This is a genomic window from Paracoccus zeaxanthinifaciens ATCC 21588 (assembly GCF_000420145.1).
Taxonomy (GTDB): Bacteria; Pseudomonadota; Alphaproteobacteria; order Rhodobacterales; family Rhodobacteraceae; genus Paracoccus; species Paracoccus zeaxanthinifaciens.
This window is the reverse complement of the sequence record NZ_ATUJ01000009.1, coordinates 1-13,037: the sequence shown is the minus strand read 5'-3', so window position 1 is coordinate 13,037 and position 13,037 is coordinate 1. Positions and strand designations below refer to the sequence as shown.

The window sequence follows — 13,037 nt, the reverse complement described above, 5'->3', positions numbered from 1 at the left end:
GCATCCTTATTGGCCCGTCGCGGCAGCGGTCGGGCGCATCGCGCGGCTGCCGAAGAACAGCCCGGAGGCCGCCAGCGACGGCACCAGCAGTCCCATCGCCATCGGCATGGCAGACCCGCTGCCCCCAAGCGCCACCAGCAACGACACGGCAAACGCGATGGCGAACTGGATCGCGCCCAGCAGGGCCGAGCCGATCCCCGCACGGTCATGTGCGACCTCCATCGCCATGGACATGGCATTCGCCGACAGCAGCCCGACCATCCCGATCGCGATCCACAGCGGCACCACGAACAGCCACATCTGCGACGTTCCCGACATCGCGACCAGCACGGCAGACGCCGCGACGAAGACCGGCAGGCCCCGCGACAGGATGCGCGCGGGCGAATGCCTGCGCAGCAGGATCGTGTTCACGCGACCGAACACGACAAGCGCGGCGGCGATCAGCGCGAAGATCAGGCCGAAGGACAGCGTGTCCTGTCCGAACCGGCCCTGGAAGACGCCCGAGGATCCGGTGATGAAGGCGAACATCCCGCCCTGCACGAAGCCCGCGACCAGCGTCATCGACAGGAACGACCCCCGCGCCAGCAGGCGTGCCGCGCTGACGGCACCGTCACGGAACGGGCGGCGCTGACGCCCGGGCGCGGGCAGCGTCTCGGGCAGGACCAGCAGCGTCAGGACCAGCGCGACGGCACTGACCGCCGCCATCGCAACGAAGATCGAGCGCCAGCCGAATGCCTGAAGCAGCAGGCTGCCAAGGGTCGGCGACACGATCGGACCGACCGTCAGCAGCATGACCAGAACCGTCATCACCTGGGCCGCCTGCTGGCCGCTGTACAGATCCTTGACCACCGCGCGACCCACGACCATGCCCGCGCTGGCCCCGATCGCCTGAAGGAAGCGCAACGCGTTGAAGCTGGCGATATCGTCCATCATCGGCAGCAGGACCGAGGTCGCAAGGAACAGTACCGTCCCCGCCAGCAGCGGAAGCCTGCGCCCGAACCCGTCCGCCAGCGGTCCGATCAGCAACTGTCCGACGCACAGGCCAAGGAAGAAGATCGACAGCGACAGCTCGGCCCCCGCATGGTCGGTCGCCATCGAATCCGCCAGATCTCCGATGGCCGACAGGTACATGTCCGTCGCCAGTGGCGGAAACAGCGACAGCAGCCCCAGGGTTGCGGTTATCGCCGCCGCATGTTTCGAGGAGAGTTGGATTTGAGGCATGTGGCGTTCCTTGTCTCGCATAGTGGACTTCAGTCCATTTGCAATTAGTGGACGGCAGTCCATATATCAAGAAGGGCCAAGGCAGGAGGACAGGATGACCGAAAAGACTCGCAGAACGGGCCGCCCGCCCAATGCCGAGGCGGGCGAGGCGCTGAAGGCTGCCGCGCTGCGGCTGATCAGGGAACAGGGTTATGACGGCGTGTCCATCTCGGCCATCGCGACGGCTGCGGGGGTGGCGCGTCAGACGCTGTACAACCGTTGGGCCACCAAGGCCGACCTCGTCCTGGAAGCCGTCTTCGAGGAGACGGCAAGATACGCCGACAGACCGGCCCCCGATCCGCAGGCACCCGCCGCCGATCAGCTGCGGGTCTTCCTGACCGGCGTCTTCGCGCATCTGGGTCGCGACGGCGACACCCTGCGCGCCCTGATCGCCGCTGCCCAGCAGGACGCCTCGTTCGGCGAGGCCTTCCGCACCCGCTTCGTCCAACCGCGAGAGGAGATGGTGACCGAGATCCTGAGCCGCGCACGCGAGCGGGGCGAGCTGCCCGAAGGCCGGTCCCCCCGCCTGATGTCCGAATTCATCCACGGCGCGTTCTGGTACCGTCTGCTGAACGGCCAGCCCGTCGATGACGCGCTGGCGCAAGAAATCACGGACTCGGTCTTCGCCTGATCTCCGTCATCCGCATTTCGAGTGGCCGCAGGACGGGCAGGTCATGCAGCCCTCGACCATGCGCATGCCGAACTCTCCGCAGGCCGGGCATGCGGGACCGCGCGGTGCCTCGCCCACGGCCATCACCTCGGATTGCGGGTCGGATTTGAGGCCCAGCCCCTCGCCCGCAAGGAACCCCGTGGCGATCATGTGCTGTTCGATCACGCCGCCGATCGCGGCCAAGATCGAGGGGACATAGCGTCCCTTCATCCACGCGCCGCCGCGCGGATCGAAGACGGCCTTCAGCTCCTCGACGACGAAGCTGACATCGCCCCCGCGCCGGAACACCGCCGAGATCATGCGCGTCAGCGCGACGGTCCAGGCGTAATGCTCCATGTTCTTGGAATTGATGAACACCTCGAACGGGCGGCGGTGGCCGCCCTGCACGATGTCGTTGACCGTGATGTAGATCGCATGCGCCGAATCCGGCCATTTCAGCTTGTAGGTCGACCCTTCCAGCGCGGCGGGACGGTCCAGCGGCTCGGTCAGATAGACGACATCGGCACCCTGATCGGCCTCGGGGGCGGCCTCGGTCGTCTCGCTGACCGACAGGACGCTGCCGGTGACATCGTTCGGACGATAGGTGGTGCAGCCCTTGCAGCCCAGATCCCAGGCGGCAAGATAGACGTCCTTGAACGCCTCGAAATCGATATCCTTGGGGCAGTTGATCGTCTTGGAAATGCTGCTGTCCACCCATTCCTGCGCGGCTGCCTGCATGGCAACATGATCGCGCGGGGCCAGCGTCTGGGCGTTCACGAAGTAGTCCGGCAGGGGCGCGTCGCCCTTCAGGTCGCGCCACATCTGGACGGCGTAATCGACGACCTCCTCCTCGGTCCGGGTGCCGTCCTTCTGCAGGACCTTGCGCTTGTAGGCATAGGCGAAGACCGGCTCGATCCCCGAGCTGACATTCCCGGCATAGAGGCTGATCGTGCCCGTGGGCGCGATGCTGGTCAGAAGCGCGTTGCGGATGCCATGCGTGGCGATGGCGCCGCGAACGTCGGGATCCATCCGGGACATGAAGCCCGATTGCAGATAGGCATCCGCGTCGAACAGCGGAAACGCGCCCTTCTCCTTGGCCAGATCGACCGAGGCCAGATAGGCCGACCGCGCGATGGCCTTCATCCACACCCGCGTCTGCGCGACCGCATCCTCGGCGCCGTAACGCAGGCCCAGCATCAGCAGCGCATCGGCAAGGCCCGTGACGCCCAGCCCGATGCGGCGCTTGGCCTGCGCCTCGGCCGCCTGGCTGTCCAGCGGAAAGCGCGAGGCATCAACCACGTTGTCCATCATCCGCACCGCCGTCCGCACCAGGTCGTCCAGTGCCTCGGGGTCCAGCCGCGCGGCATCGGTGAAGGGATCGCGCACCAGCCGCGCAAGGTTCACCGACCCCAGCAGGCAGGCGCCATAGGGCGGCAGGGGCTGTTCGCCGCAGGGATTGGTGGCCGCGATGGTTTCGGCATAATGCAGGTTGTTGGCCTTGTTGATCCGGTCGATGAAGATCACGCCGGGTTCCGCGTAATCATAGGTCGCCCGCATGATCCGGTTCCACAGGTCGCGCGCCTTCACGCTGCGGAAGGTCTGACCCTCGAACTTCAGATCCCAGTTGCCGCCGGACTTCACCGCCTCCATGAAGTCGTCGGTCACCAGCACGGACAGGTTGAACATGCGCAGGCGGGCGCTGTCCTGCTTGGCCTCGATGAAGCTTTCGATATCGGGGTGGTCGCAGCGCATCGTGGCCATCATCGCGCCGCGCCTGCTGCCCGCCGACATGATCGTGCGGCACATCGCATCCCAGACATCCATGAAGGACAGCGGCCCCGAGGCATCCGCCGCCACGCCCTTGACCAGCGCCCCGCGCGGCCGGATCGTCGAGAAGTCGTAGCCGATGCCCCCGCCCTGCTGCATGGTCAGCGCGGCCTCCTTCAGCATGTCGAAGATGCCGCCCATGCTGTCGGGAATGGTGCCCATGACGAAGCAGTTGAACAAGGTCACCGTGCGCCCGGTGCCAGCCCCCGCAAGGATGCGACCGGCGGGCAGGAACTTGAAATCCGCAAGCGCGCCGTAGAACTTCTCCTCCCACGCGGCGGGGTCGGCTTCGACCCGCGCAAGGTCGCGGGCCACGCGCCGCCAGCTGTCCTCGACCCCCGCATCGACAGGCTGCCCCTCGGCATCCTTCATCCGGTATTTCATATCCCAGATCTGTTCGGCGATTGGGGCGGCAAAACGGGTCATCGGACGTTCCTTTGTGGCAGCAGGGACGGAAAACACGATATGCAGTATGTCGGATCGCGCTAGGTCAGCACCGCCCGAGCGCTTCGGTCAAGCCCTTCCTGATCGCCGCTTCTGATTTTGCTGCCAAAGTTTTTCGCGTCTCGGCGCGGATCGGCAGAGGCGCGTGCAGGCGCACGGTCACGCGGCCCTGATGGCGCACCGACAGCACCGCCAGAAGATGCGAGCCAAGCTCCATATCCGCCCACCAGCCATAGAATCGGGGATCCTGCCCCGCGGGCGCGTGATAGGTCGCGCTGATCGGCTGGATCGCCAGACCCTGCGGCAGCCCCGGATCGAGGAAGCCCTGGAACAGCGTCGGCTTGAAGGGCAGCACCCGCCGCCCGTCGGTCGAGGTGCCCTCGGGGAAGAACAGAAGCCGGTGGCCGGCCCGGATGCGCGCGGCGAATTCCTCGGCCTGCTGGCGCGCAAGCCTGGGATCGCGGGTCACGAAATGCGTGTTCGTCACGCGGGTCAGGATGTTGATGCCCGGCCAGCCCGCGACCTCGGACTTGCTGACGAAGAAGACCGGCATCGCCGCGTTGAAGACGAGGATGTCGAGCCAGCTGGAATGGTTCGCCACGACCGCCCCGGGGCCCTGCATGGGCACGCCCTCGCGCTGCCAGCCGATGCCCATGACCCACAGGACCAGGCGGCAGACGATCTGCACATGCGGTCCGGTCCATGGACGGCGGGGGCCGTGGAACAGCCGCTCGACCAAGCGCAGGGGCAGGATCAGCAGGACGCCGATCAGCAGCATCAGGATGGCGGGAACCCCGCGCCGCAGAACGCGCAGCCAGTCGCGCGGGCCGCGCGGACGGCGCAGCGCGATCGGCTCGGCCTCGCGCCAGGTCACGGGTGTCATGTCGCCTGCTGCCAGCGGCTTTCGTAGAACTGGCGGTGCTTGGCCGACATGGCCGCCGTGTCCATCAGCAGGAACACGTCGGTCGTGTTGAACTCGTGGTCGATGAAGGCCCCCTCGCCCACCTGACCGCCAAGCCGCAGATACGCCTTGATGAGCGCGGGCATCGCGACCATCGCCTCGCGGCGGTCGATGTCCTCGGGCGCGATCAGGTCCATCCGCTGGAAGCCGGCATCGCGGGCGCGCGGGCGCAGATCCTCGGGGGCAAGGTGCTTGTGGTGCAGCCAGCTGAGCGAGGGCGCAAGCATCTGCGCATCGGTGCCGTGAAAGCTGGCAACGCCGAACAGGATCTCGATCCCGTGGTCCAGCACGTAATCGGCCAGCGCGTTCCACATGATGAACATGCCCGATCCGCCGCGATACTCGGGATGGACGCAGGACCGGCCCAGTTCCAGCAGGGGCCGCCCGCAATCGCGCAGGGGCTGCAGATCGTATTCGCCGTCGCAATAGAAGCGCCCGAAGCCCGCGGCACGATCGCCCGGCAGCAGGCGATAGACGCCGACCACGTGGTCCAGCGCCTCGGCGTCGCGGCGTGTGTCGATCAGGCAAAGATGATCGACGACATCGTCGAACTCGTCCTTTTCCAGACGGGCGTCGTGATCGACCAGGGGACCGGTGCCGCCAAGTTCTTCTATGAACACCTGATAGCGCAGCCTTTGCGCGGCCATCAGGTCCTGCGGGTCCTTGGCGATGCGGATCTGGAAGAAGCTGGTATCGACGCGGTTCACGGGGCCTCGGGCAGTCGGTCTGGGTTGGGCACTGTCTAGGTGCGGGGCGTCATCATTGCAACATCGCAGGTCCGGGCGATGCGCGTTAACAAAGTTTTGCTTGCCATGTGCAACCTGGGGTTGCAATCTGCATCAATGATAACAGCAACTTACGCGCCGTCGAAGCGCAGGATTTCCAATGCCACATGACGGCCGTCCAGGACGCGCTTGCCTGCCTCGGTGAAATTCACCGTGATGCGGTCCCCGATGCGGGACTGTACCTGCCCCTCGCCCCATTCGGGTGCGTCGGGGTGACGTACGATCATTCCGGGTTCGAGGATCTCGTTCAAGGCAACCGCTCCGCTTGGTTCAGCAGAGGTTAATCGAACATGTCCCAGGTGACAACGCCGCCCCGGGGGGGCGATCTTGCCGCACTTCTCGGATCGCGGCTGTGCCACGACCTCGTATCTCCGCTTGGCGCCATCGGGAACGGGGTGGAGCTGCTGGAGATGTCGCCCGACTTTCCGGGCATCGCCAAGGCACCCGAGATCCAGCTCATCGCCGAGGCCGTCGCATCCGCCCGTTCGCGGATCCAAGCCTTCCGCATGGCCTTCGGCACCGCGCAGGACGATCAACGCGTCTCGCGGCCCGAACTGCAGAAGCTGGTGGACGGCATGTCGGCGCATGGCCGCATGAAGATCCAGCTGGAGGCCGAGGGCGATTTCCCCCGCACGCAGGTCCGGCTGGTGATGCTGGCCCTTCTGTGCCTTGAGACGACGATGCCGTGGGGCGGGCGCGTGCTGGTCATCCGCAACGCGCCGGGCTGGCGGCTTGTCGCGGAATGCGAACGGGCGCGGCTGGACGGCGATCTGTGGGCGTGGCTGTCGCAGGGCAAGGGCCGCGAGGCCGCCCCGTCCGAGGTGCAGTTCCCGCTGCTGGCCGATGCGCTGCGCGGTCGCGACCTGACGGCCGAGTTCGACGAAACCGGGGGCGAGATCGCGTTCTGACCCGCCCCCGCGCTGTCACGTCCGGATGGTGCCGTCGCCGGTGACCAGGTACTTGAAGCTGGTCAGCTGCTCGGCACCAACGGGGCCGCGGGCATGCATCTTGCCCGTCGCGATCCCGATCTCGGCGCCCATCCCGAACTCGCCCCCATCCGCGAACTGGGTCGAGGCGTTGCGCATCAGGATCGCGCTGTCGAGACCCGCGAAGAAGCGGGCGGCGGTGGCGTCATCCTCGGTCAGGATGGATTCGGTGTGCTGGCTGCCGAAGCGCCGGATATGCGCGATGGCCTGATCCACGCCGTCCACCGGCTTGGCGGCGATGATCATGTCGAGGAATTCCTTGCCGAAATCCTCGTCCCCTGCGGCGACCGTGCCGGGGGTCTCGGCGAGCTCGTCGGCTGCCCGCACCTCGACCCCTGCCTCGATCAGGTCGCGCAGGATCGCATCGCCATGCGCGGCAAGGAAGGCACGGTCGATCAGCAGGCACTCGGCCGCGCCGCAGATGCCCGTGCGCCGCGTCTTGGCGTTCACGACCACGCGCCGCGCCTTCTCCGGATCGGCGGCGGCATCGACATAGATGTGGCAGATCCCTTCCAGATGCGCGAAGACCGGCACGCGGGCTTCGGCCTGGACCAGCCCGACCAGCCCCTTGCCGCCGCGCGGAATGATCACGTCGATCAGCCCCTGCGCGCCCAGCATCGCCGAAACCGCAGCGCGGTCGCGGGTCGGCACCATCTGCACGGACGCCTCGGGCAGGCCGGCAGCGCGGAGGCCCTGAACCATGCACGCGTGGATCGCCGCACTGCTGTGCAGGCTCTCGCTGCCGCCGCGCAGGATCACGGCGTTGCCGGATTTCAGCGCCAGCGCCGCCGCGTCCGCGGTGACGTTCGGACGGCTTTCATAGATCACGCCGATGACTCCGATGGGCGTGCGCACGCGCTGGATATGCAGACCGTTCGGGCGGTCCCATTCCGCGATGACCTGCCCCACCGGATCGTCCTGGGCCGCAACCTCGCGCAGCGATGCGGCGATCGCGTCGATCCGCGCATCGTCCAGCCGCAGGCGGTCCAGCATCGCATCGCTGAGCCCCTTCCGGCGGGCGAATTCAAGGTCCTGTTCGTTTGCGGTGATGACATCCGCCTTGCCCGCGACCAGCGCGTCGGCGGCGGCGTTCAGCGCCTTCGTCTTCTGCGGTGCTGGGGCCTGCGCAAGCTCGATTGCGGCCATGCGGGCCGCTTCGCCCAAGGTCACGATCAATTGCTGCGCGTCGGATGTGGTCATCGTCATTCCCCAGTTGCAAGATCGACCGGTCGGCCCGGTCGGGCACCCTTCTAGCGTCGTCCTTCGGACGATGCGAGGGTCATTTCCACTGGAGGGAAGGGATGGAATGGCGCGGTTGACGGGGCTCGAACCCGCGACCCCCGGCGTGACAGGCCGGTACTCTAACCAACTGAGCTACAACCGCGCAATCCATGGCGACTGATGAGTTGTGGCGCGGTTGACGGGGCTCGAACCCGCGACCCCCGGCGTGACAGGCCGGTACTCTAACCAACTGAGCTACAACCGCCCAACTCATCCCCCAGCCGTTCGCCTGCTGGGGTGAGGCGGGGTTTACGCACAGCCATCGTCGCCGTCAATAGCCCATGCGACATTTTTGAGAAGAAAACGCAGAAACTTTCAAATCGGCTTTCGAAACCCAGCAATCGCAGGGGGTTACGACATATCGGCCTGCGGGGATTCAGGGATCTCGGCCAGCCGGTCCGAGGGTTGCGCGATGAATGCGCGAACCTGGCCATCGGGCTGCTGCTGGAATGCAAGCTTCGACAGGGGCAGCACCGCCTTGCGTTCGCCAAGCCCCAGGAAACCGCCAAACCCGATGGTCGCCGTCCCCTCCGAGGGGTTCAGCCGCTCGACATGCCCCACCTCGACATCATCGGCCGAGATGACGGCCATCCCCTCGATCCCTGCGGCCATCGCCGCGCTCAGATCCACGAGCACGTTGTCCTGGCGCAGCGCGACAGAGTTCACCTCGGACGTGGCGACAAGCGTTGCGGGGGCGTTCTCGAACGGGGCCTGCTGGGCGAAACCGATGCCTGCGGGCAGGATTGCGGTCAGGGCGACAAAAATGGGTCGAACGGTCATCACGTGGTCCTTCCGATGGGGGCGCCAAAGCTGGTGACGGGTCACAACCCCCTTGGCGCGGCTTTGTTCCCATGCCCGCTCGGATGGCTGATGCGCCCGCCGCAGACCGGTTCGGGAACATTGGTCGTCATCGGCCCCGAGATCGGCAACCCCTTTAGCACGCGCACCGCCAGCCACCCGAAGGCCTGCGCCTCGAGCATGTCGCCGTCCAGGCCGACAGCCTCGACCGGCATCACATCGGGCGCAAGCTTGGCGGACAGCGCCTGCATGATCGCGCGATTGTGCCGCCCGCCCCCGCAGACCAGCACCGAGCCTGGCGCTTCGGGCAGCCATTCCATCCCCGCCCGGACGGCGCTTGCCAGCGCATCGACCAGCGTCGCGGCGGCATCGGCATCGGACAGCGGCGCGACCGCATACGACAGCGCGGTAAAGCGGTCGCGGTCAAGCGATTTCGGCGGCGGCCGCCGGAAGAACGGATCGGCCAGAAAGTCACGGACGATGGCCTCATTCACGCGACCGGACAGCGCCAGCGCGCCGCCCTCGTCCCGCGACATGCGCAGGCGCGCGCGCAGAAGGTCGTTGATCGGCGCATTGGCAGGGCCCGTGTCGAAGGCAAGGCAGGCCCCCTCGGCCTCGGGGGCGGGCAGCCGCGTATCGACCCAGCTGATATTGCCGACCCCGCCGAGGTTCAGGAAGGCGACCGGCCCGCGTTCCAGCAGCCCCTGCCCGACGGCCCAATCCGCGCAGGCCCAGTGGAAGAACGGCACCAGCGGCGCACCCTCGCCGCCGCGGCGCACGTCCTCGGTGCGGAAATCCCAGACGACGGGGCGACCTGTCATCTGCGCAAGCCGCGCGCCGGACCCCGCCTGATGCGTGCCGCGCCCGCCCGGATCATGCGCGAAGGTCTGCCCGTGATAGCCCAGAAGCTGCGCCTCGGGGAAATCGGCGGCAAGTTCCGCATGCGCCGCCTCGGACAGGGCCGCGCCTTCGGCCACGCCCTCATCGCCATGCCACTTGCCCAGAAGCGAATGCAGCAGGCCGGATTCGTTGTCGCCATAGGCGCGGAACCCGCTGCGGCCAAAGCCCTCGATCCGGCGGCCATCCGTGCGGATCAGCGCCGCGTCCACCCCGTCGAGCGAGGTTCCCGACATCATTCCAAGGGCCGTGATCATCGCGCCTTCCCCTTTTATCGCCGCACCTGTATATCGCCCCGCAATAGAAGGATGAAGCCCATGACCTACCTGCCCAAATCCGACTTCCTGCGCATCATGTCCGAGCGCGGCTATCTGGCCGACTGCACGGATTACGAGGCGTTGGACAAGGCTTTGCTCCAGGGACCGGTCACGGCCTATATCGGCTATGACGCGACGGCGGCCAGCCTGCATGTCGGCCACCTGCTGAACATCATGATGCTGCGCTGGTTCCAGAAGACCGGCAACAAGCCGATCACCCTGATGGGCGGCGGCACCACGAAGGTCGGCGATCCGTCCTTCCGGTCCGAGGAACGTCCCCTGCTGGACGATGCCGCGATCCAGTCGAATATCGACCGCCTGCAGACCGTCTTCGCGCAGTACCTGCATTACGGCGATGACGGCGCGCTGATGCTGAACAATGCCGAATGGCTGGACGGTCTGAACTATCTGACCTTCCTGCGTGATATCGGCCGGCATTTCAGCGTGAACCGCATGCTGTCCTTCGAATCGGTGAAATCGCGCCTGGACCGCGAACAGTCGCTGAGCTTCCTCGAATTCAACTACATGATCCTGCAGGCCTACGACTTCCTGGAGCTGAACCGCCGCTATGGCTGCCAGCTGCAGATGGGCGGCTCGGACCAGTGGGGCAACATCGTGAACGGGATCGACCTGACCCGCCGCGTGGACGACCGTACCATCTGGGGGCTGACCTCGCCGCTGCTGTCCACCTCGGACGGGCGCAAGATGGGCAAGTCGGCGGGCGGCGCGGTCTGGCTGTCCTCGGACATGCTGTCGCCCTATGAGTTCTGGCAGTTCTGGCGCAACACGACCGATGCCGATGTGGGGCGGTTCCTCAAGCTCTATACCGAGCTGCCGGTCGACGAGTGCGAGCGTCTGGGCAAGCTGGAAGGGTCCGAGATCAACGAGGCCAAGGTCCTGCTGGCCAACGAGGTGACCACCCTGCTGCACGGCGCGGATGCCGCCGCCTCGGCCATGGAGACCGCGCGCAAGGTCTTCGAGGAAGGCGGCGCGGGCGGCGACCTGCAGGTCGCGACCCTGCCCGCCGACACGCAGGACGGGCTGAGCATCGTGCAGGCGCTGGTCCAGTCGGGCATCGTCGGCAGCGGCAAGGAGGCCAAGCGCCTGATCGCCGAAGGCGGGCTGCGCGCCGACAACGAGGCCGTGACCGATCCGCAGCTGGCGCTGTCGCGCGATGCGATGGCGGCGGGGATCAAGATCTCGGTCGGGAAGAAGAAGCACCGGATGCTGAAACTGGCCTGAGCCAGACGCAAGGCTGCCATGCAACCGCCCTGACGTAGCGTCGGGGCGGTTTATCTTTGATCGGCGGGTCAATATATGCCCCGCCGTGGGAGGGATGGACCCGAACCCGGAGATTGAAGATGTCGAAAGACGACAAGACCACCAGCATCGCCGCACGCAAGCGCAGCCTGGAAGCCGACGCAGTGCTGGACCAGATGTACGGCTATTTCACGCGCGAGGACGAATCGCGCAAGGTCGTCAGCGAATTCGACGCGCAGAAGGCCGCCTGAGCCACCGCGTCACACGCCGATCACGGGGCCCTGCGGGGCCCCTTCTCATGCGGCCTTGTCGACCGCGATCCGCGCCATCTGCAGGATCGCATCCCGGTCCGAGGCCACCGCGATGAAGCGCGCATTGTGGCAGAACCGCGCGCCCTTCACGCCCGAAGCTTGCTCCAGCGCCTCGTCGGTCAGGCCAGCCCATTCGGCGGGCAGATCGGCACGCAGTCCGAAGCCGTCATCGTCGACGCGGATGCCCGTCAGCGCCCAGTCGCCGCCGTCGCGGGGATGGACGACGAACAGCAGGTGATCCGCCCCCGACGCCACGATGGCCGAGCGGTAGGGCATGCCCATCGGCAGTTCCAGCACGCGCCCCTGCCCCGCCTGCGCGATCGCCTGCCGCACGACGCCGTCAGCACGCCGGCGCGACGCCTTGCGCGCGATCGCGGCCTCGACGAAGGCGCGGGCGATGACCAGCGCCCGATCGAAGGCGCGATCGTCGGCACCGGGCGCCGGGTCGTCGAAGACCGGTTTCAGGCTCTCGAGCAGCATCGGCAGCGTAAGGCCCGACAGCGGCCCCGCCACGGCAGGGCTGACCGCGCCATTGTCCAGAAGGTCGATGGGCAGCACGAAGTCCTGGTCGAAGGCGCGGTGGATATCCTCGATATCGGCATCGGGCACGTCCAGCGCCCGCAGGTAGTCGCGTCCGAAATGCCGCCAGACCAGCCCGAACGAGCTGAACGGCTGCCCGTCGTCACGCAGCGGCGCATCCTTCTGGTGGTGATCGAAGATCCCCCGCCCGGCGTCATAGTCGCGCCCGACATCGTAGATCACGCGCCCCTCGGCCGGGGTGATCCATTCCGACGCGCGGGTGCGCTTCAATTCGGCATCGGGATGCAGGCGTGTCAGCACGACCGAGGACAGAAGCTCGTCCGCGTGGAAGCCGCCGTTATGGGTCACGAGATATTGGATGGTCATCGGCGTAATCCGTCAATTGGAACGACCGCCCAAGGGGGCGGCCATCATGGTCTGCGTCTGCTGGGCGGGCGGATTGTGGCTTCGAGCATAGTTTGTCCCGAAGGTAGCGATTTACACCATAACTACAATGATCATCAATGACCGCCGATCAAAGGCTTTGCAGCCTCGTAGCAAATATCTGTCTGCGCGTCAGTTCTGCTGACGAAAAACGGCCCGCTTTCGCAGGCTTTTCGGCAAAGATAACCACAAAGGCGCCGGAGCTCTAGGCTCCAGACTCATTGATGGTCACAGCCAGAACATGACGGTGGCAGCGAGAGCGACGGCGGAGAGGAAGACCTTTGGGCATCTATCGTAA

General features: G+C 66.5%; 13 protein-coding genes and 2 tRNA genes. 4 read left to right on the top strand and 11 right to left on the bottom strand.

What is annotated here, in order from left to right:
• Window positions 1-6: 6 nt before the first annotated feature.
• On the bottom strand, window positions 7-1,221 hold the full coding sequence (locus tag F804_RS0109820; RefSeq protein WP_022707577.1) for a multidrug effflux MFS transporter: 1,215 nt from the start codon (window positions 1,219-1,221) through the stop codon (window positions 7-9).
• 94 nt (window positions 1,222-1,315) lie between these two features.
• Here F804_RS0109820 and F804_RS0109815 point away from each other — a divergent pair, with 94 nt between their 5' ends.
• Window positions 1,316-1,891 carry a TetR/AcrR family transcriptional regulator gene (locus tag F804_RS0109815; protein WP_022707576.1) on the top strand — a complete coding sequence of 192 codons (576 nt, stop codon included), beginning with the start codon at window positions 1,316-1,318 and terminating at the stop codon, window positions 1,889-1,891.
• A 6-nt stretch (window positions 1,892-1,897) separates the two neighbouring features.
• Here F804_RS0109815 and F804_RS0109810 read toward each other — a convergent pair whose 3' ends face one another.
• The 4 genes from F804_RS0109810 to F804_RS0109795 all read right to left on the bottom strand — a co-directional run bounded on the left by F804_RS0109810 (window position 1,898) and on the right by F804_RS0109795 (window position 6,153).
• On the bottom strand, window positions 1,898-4,162 hold the full coding sequence (locus F804_RS0109810; RefSeq protein ID WP_022707575.1) for an adenosylcobalamin-dependent ribonucleoside-diphosphate reductase: 2,265 nt from the start codon (window positions 4,160-4,162) through the stop codon (window positions 1,898-1,900).
• 64 nt (window positions 4,163-4,226) lie between these two features.
• On the bottom strand, window positions 4,227-5,063 hold the full coding sequence (gene olsA, locus F804_RS0109805) for a lyso-ornithine lipid O-acyltransferase (RefSeq protein WP_022707574.1): 837 nt from the start codon (window positions 5,061-5,063) through the stop codon (window positions 4,227-4,229).
• The gene (gene olsB / locus F804_RS0109800; RefSeq protein ID WP_022707573.1) at window positions 5,060-5,848 is read right to left on the bottom strand and encodes an L-ornithine N(alpha)-acyltransferase; all 789 of its coding nucleotides are present in this window, start codon (window positions 5,846-5,848) and stop codon (window positions 5,060-5,062) included. Before olsB ends, olsA begins: the two co-directional genes overlap by 4 nt.
• 149 nt (window positions 5,849-5,997) lie before the next feature.
• Window positions 5,998-6,153: a DUF3553 domain-containing protein gene (locus F804_RS0109795; RefSeq protein WP_084686581.1), complete on the bottom strand. Its 156-nt coding sequence runs from the start codon at window positions 6,151-6,153 to the stop codon at window positions 5,998-6,000.
• A gap of 63 nt (window positions 6,154-6,216) precedes the next feature.
• Here F804_RS0109795 and F804_RS0109790 point away from each other — a divergent pair, with 63 nt between their 5' ends.
• Window positions 6,217-6,834 carry a histidine phosphotransferase family protein gene (locus tag F804_RS0109790; RefSeq protein ID WP_022707571.1) on the top strand — a complete coding sequence of 206 codons (618 nt, stop codon included), beginning with the start codon at window positions 6,217-6,219 and terminating at the stop codon, window positions 6,832-6,834.
• A 15-nt stretch (window positions 6,835-6,849) separates the two neighbouring features.
• Here F804_RS0109790 and F804_RS0109785 read toward each other — a convergent pair whose 3' ends face one another.
• From F804_RS0109785 to F804_RS16170, 5 genes are all read right to left on the bottom strand, one after another.
• Complete coding sequence (locus F804_RS0109785; protein ID WP_022707570.1) at window positions 6,850-8,112, bottom strand: glutamate-5-semialdehyde dehydrogenase; 1,263 nt, start codon at window positions 8,110-8,112, stop codon at window positions 6,850-6,852.
• Between the two features lie 107 nt (window positions 8,113-8,219).
• Window positions 8,220-8,296 (bottom strand) — tRNA-Asp (locus F804_RS0109780).
• Between the two features lie 25 nt (window positions 8,297-8,321).
• A tRNA-Asp gene (locus F804_RS0109775) sits at window positions 8,322-8,398 on the bottom strand.
• Window positions 8,399-8,544: 146 nt separating this feature from the next.
• The gene (locus F804_RS0109770) at window positions 8,545-8,973 is read right to left on the bottom strand and encodes a hypothetical protein (RefSeq protein WP_022707569.1); all 429 of its coding nucleotides are present in this window, start codon (window positions 8,971-8,973) and stop codon (window positions 8,545-8,547) included.
• Window positions 8,974-9,014: 41 nt separating this feature from the next.
• A complete protein-coding gene (locus F804_RS16170) occupies window positions 9,015-10,145 on the bottom strand; it encodes an anhydro-N-acetylmuramic acid kinase (protein WP_022707568.1) in 1,131 nt (376 codons plus the stop codon).
• Window positions 10,146-10,205: 60 nt separating this feature from the next.
• Between F804_RS16170 and tyrS the strand changes: the two genes are divergently transcribed.
• Together tyrS and F804_RS17370 are read left to right on the top strand one after the other, a co-directional pair.
• Entirely contained in the window at window positions 10,206-11,447 is a 1,242-nt protein-coding gene (tyrS, locus tag F804_RS0109760) for a tyrosine--tRNA ligase (protein WP_022707567.1), read from the top strand.
• A gap of 119 nt (window positions 11,448-11,566) precedes the next feature.
• On the top strand, window positions 11,567-11,716 hold the full coding sequence (locus F804_RS17370; protein WP_022707566.1) for a hypothetical protein: 150 nt from the start codon (window positions 11,567-11,569) through the stop codon (window positions 11,714-11,716).
• A gap of 45 nt (window positions 11,717-11,761) precedes the next feature.
• Here F804_RS17370 and F804_RS0109750 read toward each other — a convergent pair whose 3' ends face one another.
• Window positions 11,762-12,682 (bottom strand): MYG1 family protein, encoded by a 921-nt coding sequence (locus F804_RS0109750; protein ID WP_022707565.1) that lies wholly within the window; start codon window positions 12,680-12,682, stop codon window positions 11,762-11,764.
• Between the last annotated feature and the right edge of the window lie 355 nt (window positions 12,683-13,037).